Source organism: Nocardia anaemiae NBRC 100462 (assembly GCF_001612725.1).
GTDB lineage: Bacteria > Actinomycetota > Actinomycetes > Mycobacteriales > Mycobacteriaceae > Nocardia > Nocardia anaemiae.
Genome location: NZ_BDAZ01000001.1, coordinates 1 through 26005, shown reverse-complemented (window position 1 = coordinate 26005; position 26005 = coordinate 1). Strand labels below are relative to the sequence as shown.

Here is a 26005-nt window from a genome sequence, read left to right as displayed (position 1 = left end):
GCGGCGAAACCCACACGGCCACCTTCCGCTACGGCACCCACGGCTGCGACCGCCAAGCAGTGACACCCGGACGCCTTGCGGAGCCTGTCCGCACCTGTCCGCACCTCATCTGGGCCAGTCGGCGTACGAAAACCACCTAGAACCCCGACTCGCGCGAACTGACACAACAGATCACCGCACAGGGGTTGGCTCCGGAAGCTCATTCGTCGCCCATGCGGGCAAGGTCGACGGCACTCTTCAGCAGGCCGTCTCGGATCCGCTTTGCGCGCAATGACAACAGGCTGAACGACCCAGCGTCACCGATTCCGTGCGTTGATTCGCACAACCCGTTGAGGAATATCGGGGGTGTCTGGGGACGAACCGCGCGCAGACTGTAGTCGTCGTTGATCTCCAGGTAGCCATCCGAGTCGAAGCGAAAACTATCGGCGATCTCCGCCAACAACGGCGGATAAGGTTCTTGATGATCCTCGGGTCCCAGATCCCGGAAACCGGTGGCTAGTACAACAATATCGACCTCGTCGTCGCGTGTCGCTCCACTTTGTAGATCGCGGATGCGTAGGCGCACTCCGTCTTCCACTTCCGCGACAGCAGAGATCTCGCTGTCCCCCTCGACGAACAGGCGCTGGGCTCGGTCGATGCGCTGCTCGTAGATCAGGTTGTACAGCTGATGCAACACGTCCGCATCGCTCGATGAATAGTTGGTTGGACGCATGTATGCATCGAGAATCCGCTTCCCGCTACGGCTAGCCCGATAGTAGTAGTCGGTGAACTCGGGAAAGTATCCCTCCTCGCTGAAGGGACTGGTGTCCTTCAGTCGCAGCGAATGCGCGCGGACGTACTGGGAGACGCGTGCACCGGGGTATCTGCGTGCCAGGTCCAACACGATTTCCACGCCGCTCTGGCTCCCACCTACCACGGCGATCTGGTTCGGCGGCGAATCCAATTCCTCGATGCGGTATAGGTAGTCGGTAAGGTGAAAGATCATTTTCGTGCTCAGGCCGTCGAACAGGGACGGCACGTATGGAGTCCTCCCGGTGGCAAGGACCAGCGACCGCGCCACGTACTCTGCGCCGTCCGATGTAACCGCGACATAGACGGGCGTGCTGCGGTGCCGGTCAAACTTGATGTCCGTCACCATGGCCCCGAAGGTCACACAGTCGTCGAATTGGCGTGTCGCCCAGCTGATGTAGTCTGCATACTCCTTGCGCAACGGGAATTCCATAGGAAGATTCAGATGCTCAACCAACCGGTCGTTTTCGAATAGGTAGTTGAGAAAGCTGTATCTGCTCTGCGGGTTGCGTAGGGTCACAAGGTCTCTCGAAGGATGGTTCTGGATGTTCGACCCGTCCAGCAGCATTCCGCCCTGCCACTTCGGATCGGTACGTGCTTCGACGAAGTGAGGACGCACGGGCGAGGAGTCCTCCCGTATCGCGATCGCCAGCGACAGGTTTGCCGGTCCGAAGCCGATACCAAGAACGTCGTAGCCATTCTCCTCCATCTTTCCTCACTCCTCGGGTCGCAAACGCTGCTGCCGCAGCAGGCTGTACACGTCGTTCCATCGCGCGACGTGGTTGATCAAGCCCGCTGCGGCGATGAGCTGCCGCTGGGACTGCTCATCCGGCGTATCCGGCGGCTGGACCCCGACACTGGCCAGCACCCGTCGATAGAACGGATCATCGGAGGTTCTCTTGTCGCTCATGAGTGCGCCGACCTCCGGCGTGCACAGTTGCAGGCCTGGCCGTGCCCGCCAGCGATTCAATCCCGGTACTTGCGGCAGGCCAAGCGCGTCAAGCAGAGCCGACGCGACCACGGCAGGTTCAGACCGCAAGTCGTTCGAGTCGAGTACGACGTAAGGTATTCCCTCTCGCAGGCAGAGCTCGACCTGCCGGGTCAGCGCATCCCATCCACTTTCCCATGGCTCGAACGTGTTCCGCCCGTACAGTTCTTGCACAACACGCAGTCGCGATGTCGTCGCCAGGATAGGGTCGCGGATGACAAACAACACGGGCGACGTCGCGAGCCGCGCGAGGAAGAGGAACTGATCGTCGTCGAGCTGGAAGCTCATCTCCTTGGCCAGCAGACCACCGCCGTCAGGCAGTGTGGCACGCTCACCGGTTGCCACGAGCATGGGCGAAAACAGATTCCGCTCGACACTGGCCACGTCGGCCGTGCCCCAATAGAGTGCCTCGAACGGCTCATGGCAGTGGTGGGTAACGGACGGATGTTCCCACAGCAGCCGCGCCACCGGTGTCGAGCCGACCCGTGGCGGGGACGCCAGCGTGATGCGGCAGTCATACGCCTTCGCCAACATGTCGCGCAGCTCCGCGCTCGGCGTTTTCGCGGGTGTCACACTGCCAGCCCATGTGGATCGACTGTGGTACGCACCGCGGCATTGAGCGCGGCGTCGAAGATTGCGAGCGCGGTGGCCATAGTGTCGCGCGAGACGTTAAGCGGCGGCAGCATCCGCACCACGCTGCCGCTGCGGCCGCCGATTTCGAGAATCAGACCGCGGCGCAGTGCCTCGGCCTGTACCGCGGCGGCGACCTCAGGCCATGGCGCATGGTTGCTGCGCCGGGCCAACTCGACACCGATCATGAGACCGGTCGACCGGACATCGGCGACGAACTCCGCACGATCCGAGCAGACGCGCTCCAGGTGCTCGCGTGCCTGACGCCCGCGTTCGCGCACATTGTCTAGTACGCCGTCGCGTTCCATGACCTTGATTAGGGTCGTTGCGGCTGCGAACGCCAGCTGGTTGCCGCGAAAGGTTCCGGTGTGCCCGCCTGGCTCCAGCTGATCCAGCCGCTCGTCATACAACACCACCGCGATCGGCATTCCGATGCCGGACAACATCTTCGACAGAATGACGACGTCGGGGCGGATGGCGTAGTGCTCGAACGCAAACCACTGCCCGGTTCTGCCACACCCAGTCTGTATCTCGTCGACGATCAGCGGGATGTCCAGATCGCTCGTCAACTTGCGAACGCGACGAACGAAGTCGACCGTGGCGGGTATCGCGCCTCCTTCTCCTTGGATCAGCTCGAGCAGCACGGCAGCAGGCTTCGTCATTCCGCTGTGGGTGTCCGAGAGTGTCTGCTCGAGGTAGCGGACGCAGTTCGTTTCGCACGTGTCAGGGCTCAGCCCAATCGGGCAGCGGTAGCAATACGAGAAGGGGAAGAAGTGCACACCGGGCATCGTGTTGGCAATACCAGCGCGCGGACGCGGATCGGCGGACAGCGCCATACCTCCATGTGACATGCCGTGGAACCCGCCGTGGAAGGCGATGATCTCGCTACGGCCGGTTGCCTTTTTACAGAGTTTGATCGCCGCCTCCACTGCGTTGACTCCAGTCGGTCCGCAGCACAAGATTCGGGTCGTCTCTGAAAGCTCGGCGGGCAAGATGCCGAGCAGCGCGGAGATGAACTCGTCCTTGACGCGCGTCGGAAAGTCCAGTGCCTGCGTTAGCTGCATCGCCTGACGCTGCACCGTCTCGACGAGCTCGGGGTGACTGTGGCCAAGTGCTATGGCGCCCGCGCCAGTGAGGAAATCGATGAAGACGTTGCCGTCCTCGTCCTCCACGAGACTGCCTTCGCCACGCCTGATGGCGATCGGCAAGCGGCGCGGATAGGACCGCGCGCTGGATTCCGTCGTCGCCTGTCGGTTTAGCAGTGCCCTGCTACGCGGACCGGGCGGTGGAATGCGGACGACAGGCCCCTGCAGACCGGCACCGTTGACGAAAACCGTGTCCACGCCACCGTGGAACTCCTGAGGAGACAAGGCCGGACCCCCTCAATGCCTGCGATCGACATTGGTCAGCCAGAACTCAAGCTGCACCGTCAATCTTGTGATCTTCCCACCGGTAGAGATCGGCGAGACCGAGTGCCAGGACTGGTCGGTGGGCGGGAAGACCAGCAAACGGCCGCCCTCGGGCGCGATACGTCGAACCGGATCGATCCGAGGATCCGGCGACACCCTGACCTCATAATGGCCGCCACCGTCAGACGGCCAGCTCGAGTTGAGATACAAGATGGCGGTAAGCGCCTTGTTCGGTTTGTCCTTGTGAACGGAGATGTAGTCGTTGTCGTCGTGGGTGTAGATGCCGATATCTGTCGACAGGTCGCGAAGCTTCAGCGAGGTCCCCTCTTCCAGCCAGTTGATGAACTCCTCGCTGCGAAGTTCGTCGAGCAGCTGGCGCCATGACGGCGACAGATCGTCGACGGTCCCGTACGGGTTGTCGTCGCGGAAGAGATATCGGAGATTCATCGTGTACTGCTTCTCGTGATTCGGATCGTGTACCTCGATCCGCTTGAACCCATCTTTCGGGGCCGTGGACTCTAGCGAATTCACATCGCGTTGCGATAGCGCATTTTCCACCAGGTGAAACTCGAATGGCTCGGTGGCCGTATTAAATTGCCGCCCCGTATTGATGAGCATGTCAACCTCTCGCACTTGTTCGACAACGCCAGCTTAGGCGCGGACTCAAGGCCGAGGGGGAATTCATCACCCATGCGATCACCGGATGCCCCCAAGCGGCTCAAAGGTCTTTGCCGACATGCTAATCGAGCAGATTTAACAGTCAATGGCTTGACGCCCGCGGTGCGGGTAGGTCTATAGTTGATCCGGTATCGGGACCTCGAACTCTCAAGCGCTGCCGAGTAATTCGTATTTTGTGGCCGCGCTGGCCCGACTCGATTGCCGTATGAACTAGGAGGGGGAACTCTAGCGTGATTCGGACAGGCCTCAAACTCTCTCGCTACGATTTGCCCTTCGTCCATTACTCGGGCGATGGGCTCCTGTCGCGCGAAGACTTGGCTGCGCTCAATGCGACAGTCCCCGACAGAACCGTGTTCAGTAGGGAGATCAAAAGCGGGGCGCAGTGGCGCAAAGAGTACCGGATGTGGCGGTGCGAGCCTGTAAGCGAGGGCGAACGTACCACAGCAGCTGACCGATTGCCGCAGCCATGGTCCGATCTTGTGGACGGCGCCTTGTCTAGGCCGTTCCAGGAATGGCTGTCCGATGAGGTCCAGGTAGATCTGCGCGCCTGCCCATTGGGCGTAGGCCTGTATGTTTTCGAGGACGGCGATTTCACGACAATCGACACCGGCAAACTCGAAAAGGCGCTGACTTTCGGGCTCTACCTGAACGAAACTTGGCTTCCCGAGTACGGTGGCGAATTTCAGGCATTCAGCCGCAAATCGGCCGATGCACCGGTTCGTGAAACCGTACCGATGGGCGGTCGGTGTATAACCTTCACCCCAACCGAATCCAGTTGGCACCGAATCGCGGCCGTCGATACGGGTGGACAGTTCGAGCGGTTGCTCATGATGTTGGAATTCTGGCGGGCATAGGTAAACCGGCGGTGGAGCATATCCTCTTCGTCGACATGACCCAGGCGGGCATCCATGTACTGCGTCGTGCGGTCGAGCGCGGGCACGCAGTGACCTTCATCCGGGGTGCGGCAGCGAGCTACTACCACCCGGACGCGGCGTTCTTCGAGTTGCTGTCACGGCTGGACAAGGTCATCGACATCCCCGACACCGCCGACGCGGACATACTCGCCGCCGCGATCGAGCGGGTTCACGCGGGTCGACGCGTCGACGCCGTCATCGGTCACTACGACCCGACTTTCGAGGCGCTCGCTACTGCATGCCAGCGCTTCCGCCTGCCATTCGCCTCGCCCGAGGGGGTAACCAATGTCCGCGACAAGTCGCGCACCCGTGCGCTCATCGCCCAAGCGGGCCTGGCCTCCGCCAGATATACTGTCGTGGACGACCGGTCCAGGGTCCGCGAACTCGCCGCGGCTGTCGGCTATCCCGCTGTGGTCAAGCCCGTGGGGGGCATCGACAGTGTATTCGCCCGTCAGGTCGACGGCCTGGCCGCCGCCCAAGATGCAGTCGACGCGATCCTGCACGCTTCTGCGGCGCCGAATACGCCTTTGAAGATTCGGCGCCTAATAGACCGGGGGATCATAATCGAGGAATACGTTGCAGGTGAACTGGTTTCCGCCGAAATCGCCCTGAATGGCGACCAATGTTGGCCTTTCCTCATCTGCGGCCGATCGCGCGGCCGACTCGACGACTGCGTCGAGGTGGGCGCAGTGCTTCCCGCCCCGATGTCAACCGAGCAGGCTCGCGATTGTTTCGATTACGCCGAGGCGGTGTGTCGGGCAGTCGATCTCACGTTCGGCGTCTTCCATGTTGAGATGCTGGTCACCGACCATGGCCCGGTGCTCGTCGAGATCAACCCGCGAGCGATGGGAGGGGTAATGGCCCCCATGTACAAAACCCTCACCGGGACGGACTTCTGCGACTACATTCTCGACCTGCATTTGGGGCGCAAGTTGCGACCCACGCCGCTTGATAGCACCACCCGGACAATCACTTCGCGACGGCTCATGTCGGCCAGGTCTGCCACAGTCCCCCCGGATGTCGACGTGGCGTGGGCCACCGGCTCGGACAGCGGACTCGTCAGCTTCGAAAGCTTCCTACTTAAGCCTGGCACGGTTGTAGGTGAACGGGACCTGCTTGGCAGGTTCGTAGTCGAGGGCCAGACCTGGAGCGAAGCCATGCACACAGCCAACGACCTACTAAAACGCTTCGAGAAGGACATCGGATTGCCGTTAATTGAGCCGCAGCCAATTGAGGGGGCGCCGTGCCGCTGATGACGCCTGACGATCGACTGCGGGGGCGGCCGTCGCGGATCACAGTCGCGGGTTCGTCGGGTTCAGGCAAGACCCGGCTCGCTCGAACCCTCAGGGAACTGCTTGGCATACCCTACGTCGAACTGGACTCGTTGTACCACGGTCCGGGGTGGACGGTGCGCGACTCTTGGGAGCGCGACGTCATCGAGTTCACGTCCGGGCCCAGATGGGTGATCGAGTGGCAGGGTGACCCGGTGCGTGACCATTTGGCCCGCAATGCCGAGGTGTTGATCTGGCTGGATCACTCGCGCGCCTTGTGCACCTACCGCGTCATTAAACGGACGGTGATCGGACGGATCCTCGGCCGGGAGCTCTGGAACGGCAATACCGAGCGACCGTTTCGGGAGGTGTTCACCGATCCCGAGCACATCATCCGGTTCGCGTGGCGTATCCATCCGGCCGTCCGGCGCAAAGTCACAGAATTGATTGCCGAGATCCCCTACCCGGACCTGCAGATCGTGCACCTGCGGGGCCAGCGCCAGGTGAACGCGTGGCTGAACGGACCGTTGCGGCAGGCCATAGGGATAAGTGAGGACAATGATCTCTCTAAGTGACACGCACTCCAGCAACGACGCAATGGTCGGCGTCGGCGTCATCGGGCTCGGCGTGATCTCCCGGTATTATCTGGCCGCGCTGGCGGACAGACCGGACATGCGGCTGGTGGGTGTGTGCGACCGCGAAGCCGCCCGCGCGCCCGCTGGCGCGAATTTCTACGACGACTATCGATCCCTGCTGGCCGCCCCCGGACTCGATGCCGTCGTAATCACACTGCCGAATAGTCTGCACGGGTCGGTGGCCGAAGCCGCCCTACGGGCGGGCAAACATGTGTGCTGTGAAAAGCCTCTCGCCACGGACCCAGTCGATGCCGCTGCGCTAGAGCAGCTAAGCGGCGACGTCGACCGCGTGCTCTTCACGGCATTCCATCGGCGCTACAACCAGAACATCCTTGAGCTTGTTGACCGGCTGCGCGATGGGCCGGCCCCGCACTGCCTCAAGCTTGTCTACCGCGAGCGAATCGAAGAGCACTGTGGCCGGGACTCGTGGTACCTCGACCCGGCGGAATGTCCTGGATGCTTGGCCGACAACGGACCGAACGCATTCGACACGGCTCTGCAATTGGTGGGCCCGATGTGGGTCGAGGACGCCGAACTCCGCCGCGACAGTCTCGGCGTCGACCGGTGGGCGCGAGTGCAGCTGCGCGCGGCCGCGGGAACCCAGATAGAGGTGAGCTTGGACTGGAGTTACGAGCGCGGCGAGGACAAAGCCGTCGAGGTGATGTGGGATCACGGCTTGGTGGACCGGACCGACATGCTCGCGGGCTTCCCCGAGTTCAAATCCTCACTGTCGCACGAATACCGGGGCGTCGTCGACGAGTTCGTGCATACGGTGCGCGGTGAGCACACTAGGACCGACACCGGGCGTCCGGTAGCTGAGTTGGTTACCGCCGCCTACCGTGCTGGATCACCCCGATGACACAGGTGAAGGTCGACATGCACGGCACAGTGGTCAAGCTGCTGTTTCATTGCCGCGATGACCGCGGCATGGAATTGATCCCCGAGGCGAGTCGGTGCGTTCGGGTAGGCGAAGTGCACGAGCTTGTCACCACAGACCACCGAGGCCTATCCGGAGGCGCACGCGTCGATCGCGTTGGTTTCCTCGGATTTGTAGAGATCGGCAACGCGGGCGTTATCGACGTCGGCGACGCAGCGGTGATCGGCGAGCGGATAATAGGTACCGTCGTCGGGTTCGACGCCTGCCACTTCCCGAACCACTACAACGTCATCATCGAATCTGACCGACTTCACACAGCAACGGATCTCGGTCTCACGGTGGGACAGACGATCCACTTCGTGGCTGGGCAACGCGGATGACCGCGCTGCACACCGTTGTCGTCGGGTGCGGGCATGCTGCTACGTCGTTCCACCTTCCCGCGATAGCCGACCTGGTTGACGCTGGATTGGCGTCCGGGAACATCACCATTGTCGAGCCCACTGACGTAAATCCAGCCGACTTGCCGGGCAGCCCAGTGCTGCGCCGCGAGCTCGCTGCGGCCGCGGATCCTGATCGGACCGTCGTGCATGTATGCACACCCCCCGCAGTCCATGTCGCGACCGTGATGGCCGCACACCGCCTGGGCTACCGGAAGTTCGTCGTCGAGAAGCCGATGGCCACCACCGTCTTCGACGCCGAGTGCCTGATCCGGCTATGCCGCGACGGCGACACTGAACTGTTCGTTGTGGCTAACTGGACAGCCAGTCTGCTGACCGACCGGATTCGCCGAGAACTCGGACTACGCCGCGACGTCGAGGTGCGCGAAATCGCTGTCACGCAGTTCAAGCCGCGCCTGGAACGTACCCTGGGTAACAGCGCGCACACCTCGGCACTGGATGTCGAGATGCCGCATATGGTCGCACTGGCTCTATCTCTGATCGACGGGCCATTGGCGGCGGTTGGAGCAGCGACATCAGACTTAGTCGTTGGCGAGCACCGCCAACACGATATGGGTTCGGCGTCAATCGCCTTACGCAGCGCGGACGGGGTGCCGCTGTGGCTGCATTCCGACCTCACCGCGCCGTGGCGGGAGCGCTCGATTCGCGTCGACTGGGCGGACGGTCGCCGCCTCGTCGGATTCTATCCCTGCGGTAGCGACGATCGGTACGCGCAGCTGTTCCAGGGGTCACTGGCCGGCCCGATGGCAGGGCCCGAGCTCTTCTACGACGACACCGTTCGCAGGTTCCTCCAAGCCGTTTATTCGTACTTCGCCGATAGGGGACCGAAGGTGGGTTGCGACGTCCACTTCGGTGCGGCGGTTGTCGAAATCATCAATGCGGCACGGCAATTGGGGCCTGTGACGGCCATGCCTGCAGATTTTGTGCGCGGAAACCGGAGGCTGCCGTGACCGACCACACTGAAACGATGGTGGTCCCGTTCTTCGACGGGCGCCGGTCATTCACCGACGAATGGCCGGAAATCGAACGCCATCTGAGCGAGATGTTCGAGTACGGCAAGTTCTCCCACGGCCTCAAGACCGAGCAGCTCGAGCAGGCCGTGCGGCAGTTCACCGGCGCACGCTACGCGATCGGGGTGAACAGCGGGTCCGACGCGTTGCTGTTGCTGCTGCGCGCTGCAGGCATCGGGTCGGGAGACGAGGTCATCGTGCCCTGCTATACGTTCTTCGCCTCGGTATCCGCGATTTGCCATGCGGGCGCTACCCCGGTCTTCGTCGATATAGATCCGGACACCTACGCCGTCGACCCAACGGCCGTCGCGGCGGCGGTCAACGAGCGGACCAAAGCCGTAATACCGGTCCATCTGTTCAATCGAATGGCTGACATGGCCGCCGTCACCACAGTGGCTGCACGGCACGGCATATCGGTGATCGAAGACAGTGCGGAGGCGATCGGCATGTTCCACGACGGCGTCCATGCAGGATTGCTCGGGGCTGGCGGCGTGCTGTCGTTCTTCCCGACCAAGACACTCGGTGCGCTGGGCGACGCCGGCATGGTGATCACCGACGATCCCCTCATTGCGGATCGCTGCGCGGTGCTGCGCCACCACGGACGGATGGGGCAAACCATCGGGCGCATCTCCGGAATCTCCAACGCCGCATCGCTCTCGGGGACCAACAGCAAGATGGACGAGGTTCAGGCGTCGGTGCTACTGGCCAGGATCCCCAGGCTGAATCGCGCGATCGCGCGACGGGCGATGTGGGCACGGTTCTACGACAGCCAGCTTGCCGAACTCCCTGGAATCCGACTACCGGCCAAGCACATTCAGGCCCAGAGCAATCAAGTCTGGTACGTCTATCTCATCGAAGTCGACGACCGCGACGGCCTGGCAGAACATCTGCGCAACCGCGGCATCGGCACGGAAATCTACTACCCGCAACCCATGCACCTGCAACCGTGTTTTGCGAAGCTGGGTTATCAGGCAGGCGACTTCCCGGTCGCCGAACAAGCGGCACAGCGCGCGCTCGCGCTGCCACTGTATCCGGACCTCACCGAGGAGGCTGCGGACTGGGTTTGCCGAGCTATTGCCGAGTTCGCGAGGAGTGCGCGATGAGAGCCTCGGTACCGTTCTTTCCGCCGGGACTGTTCGGCGAGGACAAAGCGATCGCGATCGACATCGTTCGTTCCGTGGGCGCGGCCGCGGAACAGCGTTTCATCCTCGGTGACGCCGTAGTTCGGCTCGAACGGCGAATCGCGAAAGATGCCGGGGCACGGCACGTCATTGCTGTCGGCAGCGGTACAGGCGCGCTTGTCGTCGCGGTGCACGCGTTGGGTATCGGCTCCGGAGATGAGGTGGTGGTGCCCGCCTTTTCCTGCCAGCCGGTGGCCAGCGCCGTGGCCAATCGAGGTGGCACCCCTGTCTTCGCCGACATCGATCCAGTATCGATGACCTTGGACCCGGAACTCACCGAACGTGTCTTGACTGAACGCACCGTCGCCGCGATGCCGGCACACGTGTTCTCGATGATGGCAGACATGCCTGCCTTCCTCGACATGGCCACGCGGCACGGAATTCGGTTGATCGAGGACGCTGCTGTCGCGCAGGGCGCACGTCTGGGCGGGCGGCCCGCAGGCCGGTGGGGCGACCTCGGCGCGTTCTCGTTCTTTCAGGTGAAGGCGTTGGGCGCTATCGGTGAAGGTGGCGTCATCCTCACCGACGACGACGAACTGGCCGACCGGTGCCAGGCGCTGCGCAACCATGGTCAGCGCCGTCGATTCGTGCACGACGAGATCGGTTACAACAGCCGCATGGACGAGGTGCTCGCGGAATTCCTAATGCACCGAATTTCCGGGCTGCAGCGACGGCTGGACCGGCGTGCCGACATCGCTGCCTTCTATACCGAACGGTTTGAGCCGCTGCGTGAGCGCGAGCTGGTGCCGCCACCATCGGGGCGCGACGGGCGCTGCTACTACGTTTACGCGGTTCTGACCGACCAGCGTGACCAGCTGCGCCTCCACCTCGCCGACCGCGGGATCGACACCCACGTCTACTATCCGCTGCCGCTGCCCAGCCAACCTGCCTTCGCTCGGTTCGGGCGCGGCCACCGCTTTCCGAATGCCGAGGCGGCAGGCAGACGCAATCTCGCCCTCCCGATCTGGCCGGAGCTCACCGACAGCGATGTGGAGCACGTTGCCGATTCGGTACTGGAGTTCTACCGGTGACCGGTCTGCTCCGCCTCGGCGGAATCGGCGACGAGGCAGCTGTATCCGTGGAAGACCAGGTGCGGGTCCACCGGGAGCTGGGCTGGCGTTGGCTAGAGCTCCGCACTGTCGATGGCATCGCGGTCGGGGACCTAACCCTGGTCCACGTTGAGCGGATCGCCGAGCTCATTGCCTCCGCCGGGTTGTCTGTGCCCTGCGTCGACTCACGCATCGGCAACTGGTCGAGGCCGATCGACACACCGTTCGCCGTTGAGCTGGCCGAGCTCGACGCGGTGGCCGCCCGCGCCCACCTGCTCGGCACCCGCTACGTGCGGATCATGTCCTTTCCCAACGCGTCCGCGTCCGAATCCAAATGGGCCGCCGACGTGCTAGACCGAATCCGGGTACTGGTGCGTCGGGCGGAGGAGCTGGACATCGTGCTGCTGCACGAGAACTGTTCGGGATGGGCGGCGTCGTCGCCGGAACGTGCGCTGCGGCTATTGGAGGAAGCGGATAGCCCACACCTAAGGCTACTTTTCGACGTCGGCAATCCGGTGGCGCACGGTTATGACGGAGCTGGCTATCTCTCCCACACCGTAGACTGGGTTCGTCACGTCCACCTCAAAGACGCACTGCCCCCGTCAGGCGGGGGCGAGGCGGTTTTCACGATGCCCGGGGGAGGCGCTGCCTGCGTCACCGACCGCGTCGCGCAGTTGCTTTCGGCGGGCTACGACGGCGTCTTCTGCGTCGAACCGCATCTGACGGTGCAGCCGCACATCCATGGCCGTAGCGTCGACCGTGGGTTCATGCGCGAGTCCTATCTCGAGTACGGTCGCCGTCTGCAGGCGCTGCTGTCCGGATCTGGTTTCACGTCATGATCTGGACAACCGAGGACCAGGCGCTGTTATTGGATCTCCTCCGGTTCGACACGGTCACACCGATGGAATCCGGGGTGGCCGGGGAACTGGTTGCAGCGCAGCAGCGCTACGCCGACGCCGCTTGCCTGCTCGGGTTTGACATCACCTACCACGCGGCGGTATCGCAACAAGAGTTGACCACCCTGACCGTGCCGAAGGCGGTGTTCGACAGGGCCGCCGCGATGGATGCCGACTTCCTCGCCGCACAGCCCAATCTCGTGCTGTCACTGGGTGATGCGCCGCACGAGCGCACCCTGGTTTTCAACTTCCACATGGACACGGTCAGTCCCTACCTGCCGGTGCGCGAGAAATCCGACGTCGTATTCGGCCGCGGCGCGGTCGACGACAAAGGGCCCGGGGTCGCATTGTTGGCCGGGATCCGGGCCGCGCTGCAACGCGACAACAGCCTCCCTGGCCGCGTCCGGATCCTCATCCACGTTGTCGGCGGCGAGGAGGGCGGCGCGATGGGTGTGTACGGCACTCGCACGCTCGTCGCGATGGGATTAGTCGGCAGATTGAACGTTGTCGTCGAGCCGACGATGCAGCGGTATTTTGACCGCGCGACCGCGACCATGACGCTGCGGCTCACCGCTACCGGGCGCGGAGGGACCGACGACGAGCCGAACGCTGCCCAGAACGCCACGCTACTCCTCGGGTTCCTTGCCGCCTGGTTCGGCAAGCGGGTACTACCTGTTGTCGATGACGCAGGCGCGCGTAGTTGCCTGGCGGGACTGCATACCGGCACCGCGCACAACCGGGTCTACGGGCGTGGCTCGTTGCTGCTGAACTTCGCATACCCGAACAAGAAGACGGCAGCCATAATTGAGCGGACCGTCGACTGCGAGCTCTCGGCCGCACTGACCGAGTTCGCCGCAGTATACGGCGGCCACCCAACCACTGCGGAGACCGCCGCCGCCGCCGACACCATCGTGCGCGGCGAGTGGCTCAAGCGAGGCCTGCCGACGCTAGACAACCGTGACCCCGCGATGGAACGCCTGCTGCGCGCGGCGGGTTTCGCTCGGCACGACGACGCCACCCGACCGATTACCTGCGACGCGATCTGGTTGACGGATTCTGACAGCTACACGATCGTGTGCGGTCCCGGAGATCTGACGGCCAACAACGCTCACGCCGAAGATGAATATGTCGCGGTGGCCGACCTGGATGCCTTCGCCGAGCGCGTCGCCGCGCTGGTGATGCAGTTCGCTGGAGCAGGAACAAACGAATGAAAGCAGGATTTTGTGAGTGATGTTGTGGTCCTAGCAGATTCGCTGCACACATGCTATCGGGCGGCCTTCGAGGCGATGGGAGTCGCGCCGGAGCACAGTGTCGTTTGCGCGGACGGACTCCACTACGCGGATCTGCACGGAATCAAGACCCATGGCGCCCAGGCACTCAACCGGCTGTATCTGCGGATGCTGCGGGACGGCGAGGTAGATCCGGAGGCGGTGCCGGTAGTGGTGCGGGAGCACGGAGGATCATGCGTCGTCGATGGCGGCAATGGCATCGGCTTCGTCGCCGCCGAATTTGCGTTGCGGCAGGCTGTGTTTCGCGCCAAAGAACACGGCGTTGCCGCCGTCGCGGTGCGCAACAGCTCCCATTGCGGATGCATGGGGTGGTACACCGCGAAAGCAGCAGCGGACGACACGCTTGCTTTGGCATCGACGAATTGCGGTACCCAGGGGTTGATCCCACCGCTCGGCGGCCGAGACCGGTTGCTGGGGACGAATGTGTTCGCAGCTGGCGCCCCTGCGGCAAGTTTGCCACCGTTCAACCTGGACATGAGTGCGGCCGTCGTCGCCGCCGGTCGGGTCCGGCTGGCGCGCGACGAGGGCGAAGCGGTACCTGCAGGCTGGCTTGCCGACGACGCTGGACGCGCTGTCACCGACCCCGCCGCTTACTTCGACGGCCGCGCCCAACTCCAGTTTCTCGGCGGCTCACCGGCCACTGGCGGCTACAAGGGGTACGGGCTGGCGATCCTCGCCGACACGCTGTGCGGTGTGCTAGGCGGGGCGGGTGTGGGACCGGTCCGGCACGACGATCCGGTTGCCCGGGCCGACGCGAATATCGGCCACTTCTTCCTGGCCATCAGCGTCACCCACTTCCGCACGGACTTTCACGACGGCATGGACCGGATGCTACAGGCACTAATCGATAGCAGGCCTGTCGAGCGGGACCGGCCCGTGAGCTATCCGGGCCTGCCGGAATGCCAGCACCGGGCCGGGTTGTCCGGCACGATAGCCCTGCCTGCCGCCGTCGCCGCCGAGCTGTCGAAGGTGGCCGAGGAATTGGGCGTGCCGGGACCGGAGATCGCACATGACTGAGGTTGCCGCGGCGCTACGCAGAACCGAGAAGGTCGCGGTGCTCGGCCTCGGCTATGTTGGCCTCCCCGTCGCATTGGCCGCGGCCGACGCAGGACACGACGTCCTCGGTTACGACATCGACCAGGACCGTCTAGCCGACATTCGATCGGGCCGAACGGATTTGGTTGATCTCGATCATGACCGGGTAGCGGCGCATCTAAAGTCGGGCTCATTGACGCTGTCCGCAAATCCGATGGACCTTGCTGCCGCGCATGTGTACCTGATCTGCGTGCCGACGCCACTAGCGGACGGGAGCCCTGACCTGAATTTGGTGCTGGCGGCGATCGACACGGTTGCGGACACGGTTCGCCCCGGCGACCTTGTGATACTCGAATCCACGACTTGGCCTGGCACCACAGTCGATATCCTCGCGCCGCGGCTGGCGAAGCGGAGCGGACTCCTGCCCGGATCCGATATCCACCTGGTGTTTTCGCCAGAGCGGATAGACCCAGGCAACCAAGACTATCCGTTGACGCGTATTCCCAAGCTTATCGGAGGCTTCACCCGCCGCGACGGGGAGCTCGCCGCCGCCTTCTACAGGACGTTTCTCGAAAGCGTCCACATTGTGTCAGGGCCATCCGAGGCGGAGATGGCCAAGATACTGGAGAACACCTTTCGGCATGTGAACCTGGCGCTGGTCAACGAGCTCGCGATGATGTGTAGCACCGGAGATATCAACCTCCGCGAGGCCATTACCGCTGCGGCTACGAAACCGTTCGGGTTCATGCCCTTCTATCCCGGTCCGGGGGTCGGCGGGCACTGCATTCCGATCGACCCGATCTACCTCAACTGGAGCGCCAAACGCACCGGGTTCAGCCTGCGACTCATCGATGCGGCCGAACAGGTGAACCGCGCCATGCCGACACATGTGGTCAACCGAATCACCATGCTGCTCAACAATGTCGCGAAACCCGTGCGGGGCAGCGGTGTGCTACTGCTGGGGATCAGTTACAAGCCTGGGGTCGCCGACGTCCGCGAATCGTCGGCCTTCCCTATTGCGGAGAAGCTCGTCCGGCTCGGGGCCCATGTCCGATGGCACGACCCGCTCGTGCGCGGCTCACAAGACCTGCATGGGCTGCCGCGGCTTTCGGAGCTGTCTGGTGCCGTAGTGAGTGAGCACGATCTCACGCTGCTGCACACCCCACACCCTGTGTACACAAATGCACTATTGGAGGCCGCGCCGCTGCTTCTCGACCCGCACGGCGCGCTGGCGGCGGCCACATTGCCCAACGTTTTCGATTTATGAGGCATTTCGCCGAGCATTTCCAAGAGGTCACGGCCGGTGGCAGCCGATCGGGTGTGCTGTACCGAACGGGCTGGGCCATGGTGATGTTGTGCCCGTCCGGACCGCCGCTCATCGAACGCGTCGGCAACCGAATCGATCTGCGGAGCGACGCCGAGTCGGAGGCCGCGCAGCTGGCGCAGCCCGCTACCAGGGCATCGATTGACTTGCCCGGCGCGGCAGAGCGTATCCGGGCAGCCACCTGCGAGCGCGAGTTGGCGGAGGTGTACCTGGAGACGCTACGCCACTGCGGGTCTGCCTTTGCCGACGTCGCCTGCGCGGTCGCCGAACGCGTACCGGAACCCACCGTAATCGGCTGCTCGCTTGGCAAGGACCGCACTGGCTTGGCGGTTGCGCTGATCCTGACCGCCGTCGGTATCCCGATCGACGTCGTCATCGAGCGCGACCTGCGCGCGCGGGCCGCCATCCTCACATGTCCTCATGGTCTCAACGCATATGTCCAGAACCACAACACAACCCGCGCGCAGCTGACCCGGCGGTGCCTCACGGGTGGACAGGCCCTCCACCTCGCCCTTACCGCCGTCGGCGCCCCGGACGCATTCTTGCTCGACCACGGCCTCCCGCGCAGCCATATTGTGGCCCTGCGCACGGCCCTCCAACCTAGACGGTGATTCGGTCAACCTCGGTCCCGAGCAAACGCGGGCCTGACGGGACCCCGTGATTCGGTCCGCCGTAGGGTGCCAGCGTGGGTGTCGGGGCCTCGGTGCTGACCTGTACGTGGTCAGAGACATGACTGTGAACTAGGGGTCCGGGCCGCCAGGCCGCAAACGCGGTGCGGTCACCACAATGTGTCAACCACGCGTTGAGCCCGCTGAGCCAGCGACAGGGATCATCCCGCTGCTGCCGCTCCAACGAGCCGTGGCAACGATCCGAGGGCGGAGGTCGTCACGTTCGTGGGGGCACCCGCATCAGTCCGCGGTAACAACGCTTCAGACGGTGCAGTTCCCGAGTACCTTGCCCGAACCGAAATTCTCCGCTCTCACACCGAATTTCCTGGAATCCTTTCGCCTTTCTGGGTCAACGCGATCTATGGATGCCTACCGCGCGTTCGTGCCTCCAGCGGACCGTCGATCGAGCAGACCTCAGTGATGTCGAGGAGATCGAACGTCTGCTCCTTGAGGTTCTCGGTTACCTGAGCTGCGTGGAAGGGATCCTCAATGATTCCGTCGGTACAGATCTGCGGGAGGTCGAACTGGGCGGGATCCCGCTGGGCGGCGTGCGATGGTCACCGACCACCAGGGCCGGAGTAGTGCTTCGAGCAGATCGAACGCGACTCCGTGGAGGTCGGCGACGACGTCTACGAAATCCAGCCAAACACCAGCACCCACGCACTCGTGTAACCGATCGGGTCGAAGGGATCGCCGAGCACCACCCGGACCTTCGCGCAGAAGGATCTGGGAGGCATCGGGCGGCTCCGATGCTGCGGTGATGAAGAAGCGAGATCGATCTGTCATTGGGCATTCAGCCGCTCGACGCAGCCCACGTGTACCTCACTTGGTGCCGTCGGGAGGCTCGACGACAGCCGCCCACATCGCGCACGCATTCCAGGCGCGTTCGGTGACGAGTGCGTGCCCGTCCTGGCCCCATGCTGTACCCCAGCTGTTGCGCACACACACCAGGTGGTGACCGGCAGGAAGAGCGTCGAGGTCGTGATCGAGTTGAGCGACACCGACTACGGCGACCGCGTGGCCGTCGCTTCCGGACTCGGTGCCATCGACGATGCCTCCAACAGGGTGCAGGAACTGTTGGGTGACGCGGATAGCGGCCACCGGGAGCAGCCCGGAATCGAGCTGGTCGACCAGCCGTTTCGGCGTGTGAGGAACCTTGCGCGCCGCCGCAGTGTGGAACGGCCCGGTGACCCCGGTCGGGGGGTCGTAGGCGGTGGTGGGGCTGCGTGCGGGATCGTAGGGCCACTGCTGGCGCGGTGGCTGGCCCCGATCCCGCAACGCACGCCGCACCCCGAATAGGGTGCCCTGACCTCCCGGCCCGCACGCCCAATGCAGGTACTCAATGCTGAGCGGCCCTCGGCCGTGGTGTTCGTGGGCCGCAGTGGCGGCCCACGACATACAGGTTCGGCGGGGGCCTTGATCTCCGACCGGTTCAGTGCCCGCGCGCAGGTCGGCGAGCCAGGTGAGTGTCACGCGGCTGCCAACTGTTTGACGCGAATGTCGTTCTGGCGTGACACGATTCCCTGCTCGGGCAGCGTTTGCCGCGGCACTGCTGTCACCGTGACCCGGTAACTGGCCACCGGCTGTCCGGACTCCCACGCACGACGCAAGGAAAAATCGAGCGAGTATCGCCCACTCGCACCGGGCGAGACGACGAACACCTTCGTACCAGGCCCGGGCAGGACAAGATCCGCGTCGTTGTCGTGTTCGCCGAACCGGTCGAACTGCCCGTTGGGTTCGGCGGCCGCGGCCTGCGCGGGCTGGTTGGGGTGGGCGTGCAATTCAGCGAGCACGTCGAGGCCGCTCGCAGGGGGTGTGGTGCCTGTCGGCGCCGCAGCGGGTTCGACGTCGATGCGCGATGCCCCGTCCCAGCGCAGTCGCGGTGCCGTGACCACGGGATCGCGTCTCGGTTGTGCGAGGGAGTCGCCGAGGCTCCAGGTGTATCCGGTGCCGAGGTCTTCGGGCAGGCGAATGTGGATCTCGTCGCCGATGCGGCAGGCCACCGAATGCGCGGCCTCGGCGCCGATCCGGAGGGGACCGTCGAGGATCCACAGGTCGGCGCGTGCGTCGCCGATCGGCGGGCCACCGCGCAGCGCGGCCTTGACCGGCCGCACGCCGGCTTTCGACAGCATGGCGGCGGCAACGCGATCGAGCTTGTTCAGCTCTGCCAGTCCCCACACCATGGCGGTGTAGCTGACGGCGATGTCGCGGCTGGCGAGATAGATGTCTTCGGCGGTGGGAGTGGCGTCGGCTCCGAGGCTGCGCAGCGTGTAAGTCACCAGGGGGCCCGGCATGAGGAGCGCGGAGGCGAATGCTTGGGCTTGGTGTTCGCGCACGGCCAGTTCGGAGGTAGGTTCGACGGTAGTGATGTCGTCGGTGTGACTGCCGTGGCCGAGCAGGTGATGTCCGAGTTCGTGTGCGCAGGTGTAGCGCTGCAGTACCTCCGGGTGGCGACTGTTGACGACGATGCCCGCGGCGTCGTTGTCGTTGAGGTAGAACCCGTAGGTGTGGTCCATCGGCTGGGTTACCAGCCACACCCCGAGGCGCTGGGTGAGCGCGAAGACGTCCACCGGCCGGTCGAAGGGTGTGCGCATCTGTTGGTGTAGTCGCGCGGCGCACATGCGGGCCTCAGCGAGGGCCTGTCGGCGCATGGGTAGGTTCATGTGCAGCTGACCTATCTCGGTCGTGGCTGACCGGTCTTGTCGTCGAGCTGGGGCGCGGGACCGGCGTTGCGGAGGAATTCCGCGAAACGCAGCACCTGCATACGGTCGTGGTCGGACAGGGTCCTGGCCGTACGGAATAGGGCTGTGGTGGTTTCGTCCTCCTCCGGGCCGCTACCGAGCAGGCGGTCGACACTGGTGCCGAACAGCTCGGCCAACCGTTTGAGTTCTTGTCCGCTGACCTTGCGGCGGCCGGTCTCGATGGCGCTGACTGCGGCGCGTGACGTCTTGAGGACTTCGGCGACCTGTTCCTGTTTGAGGTTCAGGTATTCGCGTTCGCTTCGGATCCTCTCGGCGAGACGCCGCCCTTCGTCGTCGACACGGATGTCGTCGCGGCCGCTGTCCTCGTCGGTCATCGCGGGCTCCTTCCTCGCACGGGTTCTCGGATGGGCTGCGTGGGGACGACGGCGATCGCGGCTGCGATCGCCAGGTCGGTCTCGTGGCCGAGGGAGACCGACCACTCCCACAGGTGGGCGTCGCCGGGCCAGGGCGGCCCCGGCGCGGCGTGCACCCATGGTCTGCCGTCGGCTTCGCGTCGGATCTCGATTTGGTGCGGGCTCAACCCGCGGAATCCGGTACCCACCGCCTTCGCCACGGCCTCCTTGGCAGCCCACCGCGCGCCGAGCCGGTCGGCGCGGCCCTGGCAGTATCGCAGTTCTTCCTCGGTGAAGGTATTGCTGAGAAACCGTGGGCCGGTCGGCGATTGCAGTTGCCGCGCCAGCAGCGTCAGGTCACAGGCGTCGACTCCGATGCGCACGCTCAACCCGGACGGCGCATCGACGCAGGCGGCGAGTAGATCGCTCGCGCGCCGCGCGCGGTCGGAGTCACCGAAACCGTCGAAGGAATCCGGATCAGGGGGTACGACCGGTGCGGGGGTCACGATGCCGGGACCCGGGTCGGTACCGGCAATTCCAGATCGCTCCAGGATGCGCCGAGCCGACGGGTGGACACTTCGATCGTGTGGACATCGCCTTGTGCCCGTGCGGCTCGAGCAAGCAGATCCCGGGTGGCGGCCACCGTCCCCATCTCGAGGTCGGCGTGGGTACCGACGATCATCATGCCGCCGACCTCGCGGCCGCTCTCGCGCGCCAGGAAGTTCAGCAGGCGCGCCAGGCCGAGGAAATTGCCGTACGCCCGGGCAATGTAGTGGTGGCGGCGGTAGAGCGCGGTCAGGTGTATCGCGCCATCCAGCACCGTGAAACTCAGGTGCGCCAGGCACGGATTGCCCCGTACGCGACGATCCTGCGGTCCGATGACCAGCGCGTCGGCTGTTGTCACCGGTCTGGCGTCCGTCGGTACGGTGAGCTCGGTCGATTCGCCTGGAATGGTCAGCGGCGCCTCGTAGCGGTCGGACCACGTCTTGCCCTCGGCGAGCACCGCGAGGAATCTCTCGAGCTGATTGACCTCGGACCCGTCGGGAAGCGGATAGGAAACCAGGCGCCCGAAGTAGGTACCCCACTCGTTTCGTCGCCCGTCGTGCAGGGATCCCACGCGGCGGGCTCTTTCGAAGAATTTCCCGGCGGCATCAGGATGTTTCGGGTTGTACATCGAGATGGGGAAGATCGTGTTGGCCACGGTGTGGACGCTGTGCAGGGTCGGTGCCTTCGCACCGCCCTTGCCTGTGGCCAGCCTGGTCAGGGACGCTTCGAGTTCTCGGCGGATCCCCAAGTCCTCGTGGAGGGGGTCACTGATACTGACGGCCAGGTTGACCAGGGTGCGGCGGGGAGCCTGGGCCAGTGCCTGCGCGGCTTGCAGCCATGCGTCGCCGACATCGCTCGCGTGGATGGAGGTGGCCATGGGTCTCATCATCGTTGACCGCCTACGGCCGTGGTGATCGCGGTCTGCAATGCTGCGACGGTGGCGAACTGATCGCGTCGGAGATCTGCCGGTTTCGGCAGCGGCTTGGTCAGGCCGAGCACGTGCTCGACGTGCGCGACCACCCATTCAGCCATTCGGCTCTCCAATTCGAAGGCGTAGTCGCCGCCGACCGCGGTGATCGCGGCTTCGACGTCGGCGGAGGTGACAACGTTGAATTCGGCGATCCCGGCGATCAACGCGTTGCGCAGTGTGTCTTCGTCGATCATCGCTACCTCCTCGACGCTTGACTTCCAACCACGGTAGTGGCAGCGTGATTGAAAATCAATCATAGATGGGGCGGATGATGGATTTCGACAACTACCAGTCCGAGGCGTGGGCTTACGACCAGCACCAGGACAATCCCGAGCGGGCGTTGACGATCGCCCTACTCGGTCTCGGTGGCGAGGTGGGCACCCTGCAGACCAACCAGAAGAAGATCGTGCGCGACGGCTCGATCCACCAGGACCATCGCGCACTCGCGGTGGAGGATCTGGGCGACATCCTGTGGTACGTCGCTGATACCGCGACCTGGTTGGGCGTGCGACTCGATGAGGTGGCGAGTGCGAACCTGTGGAAGATCGCGTCCCGGTGGCCACGACAGGACCTACCGCTGCCCGCCGCGGGGCCGCCGGTGCCGGTGGGAGTGCCCTCTGCGCCGGTGGACCGGATCGGTCCCGCGCGGTGGTTCGACGGCGGAGACACCCCCGATCACCAGCGGCTGCCGCGGCGGCTGGAGGTCCTCATCGCGCCCTCGCCGCGCAGCGTCGATGGTCTGCCGCCGCTGGTTATGCCGGTCAGCGGGGATCGGGCGTGTGGAGATCCCCTCGGCGACAACTCCTACTACGACGACGGCTACCGCTACCACGATGTCTTTCACCTCGCCCATCTCGCGGTCCTCGGGTGGAGTCCGGTGATGCGGGCGCTGTTGAAACGCAAGCGCAAAGCCACGCCGCGCGTCGATGACGTCGAGGACGGTGGGCGGGCGATCGCGATCGAGGAGGGCCTGTCGGCGTTCGTGTTCGAGGCCGCCGGGCGCGCCAGCTACTTCGACGGCGCGAGGGTCGTCGACAGCGAGATCCTGCGCCTGTGCCGTCGGATGACGGCGAACCTCGAAGTTGGCGTGTGCACCGAGATGGAATGGGAGAAGGCCATCCTCGACGGCTTCCGTGCGTGGCGCGCCGTACACGAGCGCGGCGACGCTGTGATGCTGTGTGACCTGGACGCGCGCACGCTGGCCACCCGTCCGCTCACCGACGCCGAACGTCGCCACCACGCGCAGGTCTGCGAGCGCGCGATCGCCGAGAAGGAGGCCGAGAAGTCCGCCCGGGCGGCCGAGGCGGGGTGAACCCGGCGGGTCAGTCCAGGCCCCACTTCGGCGGGAACCACGCGGTCACCCGTTCGGGGACCGGCGCGAACAGTTGCTTGATTCGGGTTCGGCCGCTGTGGCCCGCGATGTCGGGGTGCATGACGCGGGCATATTTGTCGACTTCACAGAACAGGTTCTGGCAGTCGATCAATTGCAGCGGGCGACGCCCGCGCAGACCGGCGAAGGTCAGGCCGAGCCGCTGGAAATGTTCGTGCTGGTGCTCGGCCATGTACCGGATCACGTCGGCTTCGATGCCGTCGGCGGCTCGGCCGAAGCACTTGCGGATGCCGTCGCGCGCGCCTGGACCCGGTACGACGAACTCCATCTCGTCGAAGTCCAGCGCGCTGGAATAGTTCAGGTCGATCGCGAACTGGAAGGCCAGGAAGTCTCCCATCGCGGGATAGGCCACCAGGGCTTCAAACACCTGCCGCAGCGAGGTGGCCGCAGCGAGTTCGTCGGGCAGGCCGGTGGTCATCATGTGCTGCAGCAACCGCAGGTGGTTGGTGTGTTTGCGGTCGGCGCCCAGACGCGGCGGCGGCACCACGTAGGCCGCCGAATACAGTTTCCGTCCCTGCGCGAACTCGGCTGTGAGGACGTCGTCGAATGAGCTCAGGTCGAATTCGCGCCAACTGATCTGCCCGAACGCCTCGCTCAACAGCCGCCAGGTCGACACCCTGTTGAACAGCTTGAACAGCAGGGTCCGGAACACCACTTCCTCAAGGTGTTGACTGCCCTGGTATGAGACCTCTCGGATCAGGTACTGGCTGACCCGGTCCGCGGCACGGTAGCAGTTGGTGAAACGGTGCTTCAGCAGTACCGGGTCGGTAGTCCACGGACCCGACCGTCCCTCCAGACGCGCCTCGTAGATCGCGTGGCGGCGCGCGGCGAAGCGCCAGTAGGTGTCGAACACCGGTGTCGGACGTAGTGTTCGCCCGGCGATCCGTACCTCCTCGCGAACCATCGATGACAATGTGCTCAGTGCGTGTTGCGGCGCGAGTGCGGGCACCTCCAGGTCGAGCTCGCACTGTCCGGCAACGGCCGTGGTCGGCACCATCCGAGAACGCCTCCTTGGTCGTTACGTGAATCGCGTAACGCGTTACATTGTAAGCATGTCAGGGCAAGGACGGGAGGCGATCCGCAACCTATCGGCAGCGATCTTCGGCAACCGTTACATGGTCGACGTCGTCGCGGCGATCGCCCGTCTCGCCGCGAGTACCGAAGACGATGGCATCACCGTGCGCATGATCGCGAAGCAAACGGCGACGGTCCCGCAGACCCAGATCCCGGATGCCCTGGTCAAGCAGATCGTGAAACGCCTGGTCGACGCCGATATCATGGTCGAACTGCCGCGCAGCGGATCGCGCGCGCCGCTGTATCACAGCCTCGATCGAACCAACCGGTCGTGGATCGCGCTGGTGCGATTGAGCAGCGAGGTCGAGGCCGAACCTACAGACGATCGGTGACCTACCGGCCGACCAGTCCGCGCTGGCCGCAGCACGGTTGCCCGCCAAGGCGGCGACACAACGGCTGTTTTGTGACCACTTGCCTCAGTCCTTCTCGGTAGTGACTGCCAGAGTCCCAACGCCTGCATCAGCGGAAGGTCGATATCCGCCGCCTCGGGGTCCGGCAGGCCGGTTCCGACCTGCTGCCAGATCTGGGCGACCGGCGCGGACAACCCCTCGCCGACGACCAGAGCCCGATCACCCGGAGCCGCCACACAGTCGAGCTCAGCCCACTCGGGATAGAACGCCCGCCACAGATCGAGGTGACCGGCGGCCGGTCGCCACACCGCCGGAAGCTCCACCGACCAAGTGCGCTCGTCCCCATCGAAATCGGTGGGCGAGGCGCGGTAGGGGTTGTAGCCGGGGTCGCCGCGCCACGGATTCGTGCCGATCCTCAAAGGCGGCAGCTGCCCCACGTCGCCGACCCCGGCCGTGATCGGCGCTATCTTCGCGACCTTGTCGAACAGATGATGCGGAAGTTGCCACGCCTCGTCGACGAACAGCACATCGAATACGAAATCCTCGTGCTGGCCCGGGCCGAGGTGCTCGCGCAGCCGCTTCGCCCATCGCCCATCGCCCCGAGCTTGTGCGAGGTGGAGATGACCACCTGGTAGTCGAGTCCGGGTTGTTTTCGTCCAAATCAGTTGAAGCTGCAGGCCACTGGGTGGTGGCTGTGGCTGTAGGCAGGAGTGGAAGTCTCGACACGGATGCCACCGAAACCTACCGCCGGATCGCCCGCTCCGGTCGCCGCGGCGCTCTTGCAATAGCGGCTGGCGGACTATGGTCCGTTGCCGACCTTTTACCGAAATCGCCGCTTGATGTTCCGACAAGGCTGTTCCGGAGTCGCTGTGGACCGTCGAATACGGCGCTAGCCGACGGTGTAAGTCGGCGGACGATTCTGCCGCTGACCACCTGTTTTCGCCGTCCGGCTGCCGAAACGATAGGGTCGCCGCGCCGCCGTAGCTCAGTCGGTAGAGCGCTTCACCCATAGTGAAATGGTTGTGGTTCGACCCATCTCGATGCTCGATTCTGCGGGTGTGTGCCCGACCAAGAGCTGGTCGGACACAGCCGTCAGGTCTGTCGATGCGCTGCGTTGACCTGCAGTTTTCGTGATCCGACATCCGAGACGATAGACTCGCGTGGCCGAAAGGCACGCCGCCTTAGCTCAGTCGGTAGAGCGCTTCACTCGTAATGAAAAGGTCGGGGGTTCGATTCCCCCAGGCGGCTCCACTTTCCCAGGTCAGCGGCTTTTCGGAGATCTTCGTACGTTGTACGGTTTTCCCGGTGTGCCAAGAGCGTGCCAACGGGTGAAGGCAGTCGCCTCGATTTCGGGGAGCGTGCAGCTGCGAGGGTTTCCCGGGCACCGGGGCCGCCACCCGCTATACGCCTGACATCGTTATCCCGCCAGACGCACGGTCTTCGCCGCTGTTCCTGGCTGCTGTAGCGTGCTCGGCTAGCT

The 26005-nt window shown here is 64.4% G+C and carries 27 protein-coding genes and 1 tRNA gene; 17 read left to right on the top strand and 11 right to left on the bottom strand.

The window, feature by feature from the left end:
• Positions 1–199 precede the first annotated feature (199 nt).
• From NA5_RS00140 to NA5_RS00125, 4 genes are read right to left on the bottom strand one after another with little or no spacing between them, the layout of a single operon-like run.
• Entirely contained in the window at positions 200–1498 is a 1299-nt protein-coding gene (locus NA5_RS00140; RefSeq protein ID WP_062980531.1) for a lysine N(6)-hydroxylase/L-ornithine N(5)-oxygenase family protein, read from the bottom strand.
• Positions 1499–1504: 6 nt separating this feature from the next.
• Positions 1505–2350 (bottom strand): sulfotransferase family protein, encoded by an 846-nt coding sequence (locus tag NA5_RS00135; protein WP_062980529.1) that lies wholly within the window; start codon positions 2348–2350, stop codon positions 1505–1507.
• Entirely contained in the window at positions 2347–3750 is a 1404-nt protein-coding gene (locus tag NA5_RS00130) for an aspartate aminotransferase family protein (RefSeq protein ID WP_218020023.1), read from the bottom strand. The genes NA5_RS00135 and NA5_RS00130 overlap by 4 nt, the downstream gene beginning before the upstream one ends.
• Before the next feature lie 39 nt (positions 3751–3789).
• Positions 3790–4434, bottom strand: a complete 645-nt coding sequence (locus tag NA5_RS00125; protein WP_062980527.1) for a 2OG-Fe(II) oxygenase — start codon at positions 4432–4434, stop codon at positions 3790–3792.
• Between the two features lie 290 nt (positions 4435–4724).
• On the opposite strand from NA5_RS00125, the gene NA5_RS40035 reads away from it, so the two are divergent.
• The 13 genes from NA5_RS40035 to NA5_RS00060 all read left to right on the top strand — a co-directional run bounded on the left by NA5_RS40035 (position 4725) and on the right by NA5_RS00060 (position 17044).
• Entirely contained in the window at positions 4725–5348 is a 624-nt protein-coding gene (locus NA5_RS40035; RefSeq protein WP_157110151.1) for a 2OG-Fe(II) oxygenase, read from the top strand.
• An 11-nt stretch (positions 5349–5359) separates the two neighbouring features.
• Entirely contained in the window at positions 5360–6661 is a 1302-nt protein-coding gene (locus tag NA5_RS00115) for an ATP-grasp domain-containing protein (protein WP_062980524.1), read from the top strand.
• The gene (locus NA5_RS00110) at positions 6652–7254 is read left to right on the top strand and encodes a P-loop NTPase family protein (protein WP_062980522.1); all 603 of its coding nucleotides are present in this window, start codon (positions 6652–6654) and stop codon (positions 7252–7254) included. The genes NA5_RS00115 and NA5_RS00110 overlap by 10 nt, the downstream gene beginning before the upstream one ends.
• Positions 7238–8173, top strand: a complete 936-nt coding sequence (locus NA5_RS00105) for a Gfo/Idh/MocA family protein (RefSeq protein ID WP_084483761.1) — start codon at positions 7238–7240, stop codon at positions 8171–8173. Before NA5_RS00110 ends, NA5_RS00105 begins: the two co-directional genes overlap by 17 nt.
• Positions 8170–8571 (top strand): DUF6917 domain-containing protein, encoded by a 402-nt coding sequence (locus tag NA5_RS38935; protein ID WP_084483760.1) that lies wholly within the window; start codon positions 8170–8172, stop codon positions 8569–8571. The genes NA5_RS00105 and NA5_RS38935 overlap by 4 nt, the downstream gene beginning before the upstream one ends.
• The gene (locus NA5_RS00095) at positions 8568–9599 is read left to right on the top strand and encodes a Gfo/Idh/MocA family oxidoreductase (RefSeq protein WP_084483759.1); all 1032 of its coding nucleotides are present in this window, start codon (positions 8568–8570) and stop codon (positions 9597–9599) included. The genes NA5_RS38935 and NA5_RS00095 overlap by 4 nt, the downstream gene beginning before the upstream one ends.
• Positions 9596–10762: a DegT/DnrJ/EryC1/StrS family aminotransferase gene (locus tag NA5_RS00090; protein WP_218020022.1), complete on the top strand. Its 1167-nt coding sequence runs from the start codon at positions 9596–9598 to the stop codon at positions 10760–10762. Before NA5_RS00095 ends, NA5_RS00090 begins: the two co-directional genes overlap by 4 nt.
• Positions 10759–11871: a DegT/DnrJ/EryC1/StrS family aminotransferase gene (locus NA5_RS00085; protein ID WP_062980512.1), complete on the top strand. Its 1113-nt coding sequence runs from the start codon at positions 10759–10761 to the stop codon at positions 11869–11871. Before NA5_RS00090 ends, NA5_RS00085 begins: the two co-directional genes overlap by 4 nt.
• On the top strand, positions 11868–12728 hold the full coding sequence (locus tag NA5_RS00080; RefSeq protein WP_062980510.1) for a sugar phosphate isomerase/epimerase family protein: 861 nt from the start codon (positions 11868–11870) through the stop codon (positions 12726–12728). The genes NA5_RS00085 and NA5_RS00080 overlap by 4 nt, the downstream gene beginning before the upstream one ends.
• A gap of 74 nt (positions 12729–12802) precedes the next feature.
• Positions 12803–13996 (top strand): M20/M25/M40 family metallo-hydrolase, encoded by a 1194-nt coding sequence (locus NA5_RS00075; protein ID WP_169811233.1) that lies wholly within the window; start codon positions 12803–12805, stop codon positions 13994–13996.
• Between the two features lie 12 nt (positions 13997–14008).
• A complete protein-coding gene (locus NA5_RS00070) occupies positions 14009–15091 on the top strand; it encodes an Ldh family oxidoreductase (RefSeq protein WP_157110149.1) in 1083 nt (360 codons plus the stop codon).
• 37 nt (positions 15092–15128) lie between these two features.
• On the top strand, positions 15129–16376 hold the full coding sequence (locus NA5_RS00065; RefSeq protein WP_169811232.1) for a nucleotide sugar dehydrogenase: 1248 nt from the start codon (positions 15129–15131) through the stop codon (positions 16374–16376).
• A complete protein-coding gene (locus NA5_RS00060; RefSeq protein ID WP_062980502.1) occupies positions 16373–17044 on the top strand; it encodes a tyrosine-protein phosphatase in 672 nt (223 codons plus the stop codon). The genes NA5_RS00065 and NA5_RS00060 overlap by 4 nt, the downstream gene beginning before the upstream one ends.
• Before the next feature lie 879 nt (positions 17045–17923).
• Here the strand turns inward: NA5_RS00060 and NA5_RS00055 are convergent.
• The 6 genes from NA5_RS00055 to NA5_RS00030 are packed head-to-tail and all read right to left on the bottom strand — an operon-like array spanning position 17924 to position 21905.
• Positions 17924–18574, bottom strand: coding sequence for a C1 family peptidase (locus NA5_RS00055; protein WP_062980500.1), 651 nt, complete (start codon positions 18572–18574; stop codon positions 17924–17926).
• Complete coding sequence (locus tag NA5_RS00050; protein WP_084483758.1) at positions 18571–19764, bottom strand: ImmA/IrrE family metallo-endopeptidase; 1194 nt, start codon at positions 19762–19764, stop codon at positions 18571–18573. The genes NA5_RS00055 and NA5_RS00050 overlap by 4 nt, the downstream gene beginning before the upstream one ends.
• Positions 19765–19775: 11 nt before the next feature.
• Positions 19776–20177, bottom strand: coding sequence for a helix-turn-helix transcriptional regulator (locus tag NA5_RS00045; RefSeq protein WP_062980496.1), 402 nt, complete (start codon positions 20175–20177; stop codon positions 19776–19778).
• Positions 20174–20701, bottom strand: a complete 528-nt coding sequence (locus tag NA5_RS41125) for a 4'-phosphopantetheinyl transferase superfamily protein (protein WP_062980494.1) — start codon at positions 20699–20701, stop codon at positions 20174–20176. Before NA5_RS41125 ends, NA5_RS00045 begins: the two co-directional genes overlap by 4 nt.
• Positions 20698–21618: a thymidylate synthase family protein gene (locus NA5_RS41120; RefSeq protein ID WP_062980492.1), complete on the bottom strand. Its 921-nt coding sequence runs from the start codon at positions 21616–21618 to the stop codon at positions 20698–20700. The genes NA5_RS41125 and NA5_RS41120 overlap by 4 nt, the downstream gene beginning before the upstream one ends.
• An 8-nt stretch (positions 21619–21626) precedes the next feature.
• Positions 21627–21905, bottom strand: a complete 279-nt coding sequence (locus tag NA5_RS00030; RefSeq protein ID WP_062980490.1) for a hypothetical protein — start codon at positions 21903–21905, stop codon at positions 21627–21629.
• A 77-nt stretch (positions 21906–21982) separates the two neighbouring features.
• Here NA5_RS00030 and NA5_RS00025 point away from each other — a divergent pair, with 77 nt between their 5' ends.
• Positions 21983–23023 carry a nucleoside triphosphate pyrophosphohydrolase family protein gene (locus tag NA5_RS00025; RefSeq protein WP_169811248.1) on the top strand — a complete coding sequence of 347 codons (1041 nt, stop codon included), beginning with the start codon at positions 21983–21985 and terminating at the stop codon, positions 23021–23023.
• 10 nt (positions 23024–23033) lie between these two features.
• Here NA5_RS00025 and NA5_RS00020 read toward each other — a convergent pair whose 3' ends face one another.
• Positions 23034–24098 (bottom strand): nucleotide kinase domain-containing protein, encoded by a 1065-nt coding sequence (locus NA5_RS00020; RefSeq protein ID WP_245672014.1) that lies wholly within the window; start codon positions 24096–24098, stop codon positions 23034–23036.
• Here NA5_RS00020 and NA5_RS40030 point away from each other — a divergent pair.
• The 3 genes from NA5_RS40030 to NA5_RS00005 all read left to right on the top strand — a co-directional run bounded on the left by NA5_RS40030 (position 24085) and on the right by NA5_RS00005 (position 25776).
• Positions 24085–24507, top strand: coding sequence for a hypothetical protein (locus NA5_RS40030; RefSeq protein WP_157110148.1), 423 nt, complete (start codon positions 24085–24087; stop codon positions 24505–24507). The genes NA5_RS00020 and NA5_RS40030 overlap by 14 nt on opposite strands.
• Before the next feature lie 506 nt (positions 24508–25013).
• Complete coding sequence (locus NA5_RS40025; protein ID WP_157110147.1) at positions 25014–25160, top strand: hypothetical protein; 147 nt, start codon at positions 25014–25016, stop codon at positions 25158–25160.
• A 540-nt stretch (positions 25161–25700) separates the two neighbouring features.
• Positions 25701–25776, top strand: a tRNA-Thr gene (locus NA5_RS00005).
• Positions 25777–26005: the final 229 nt, after the last annotated feature.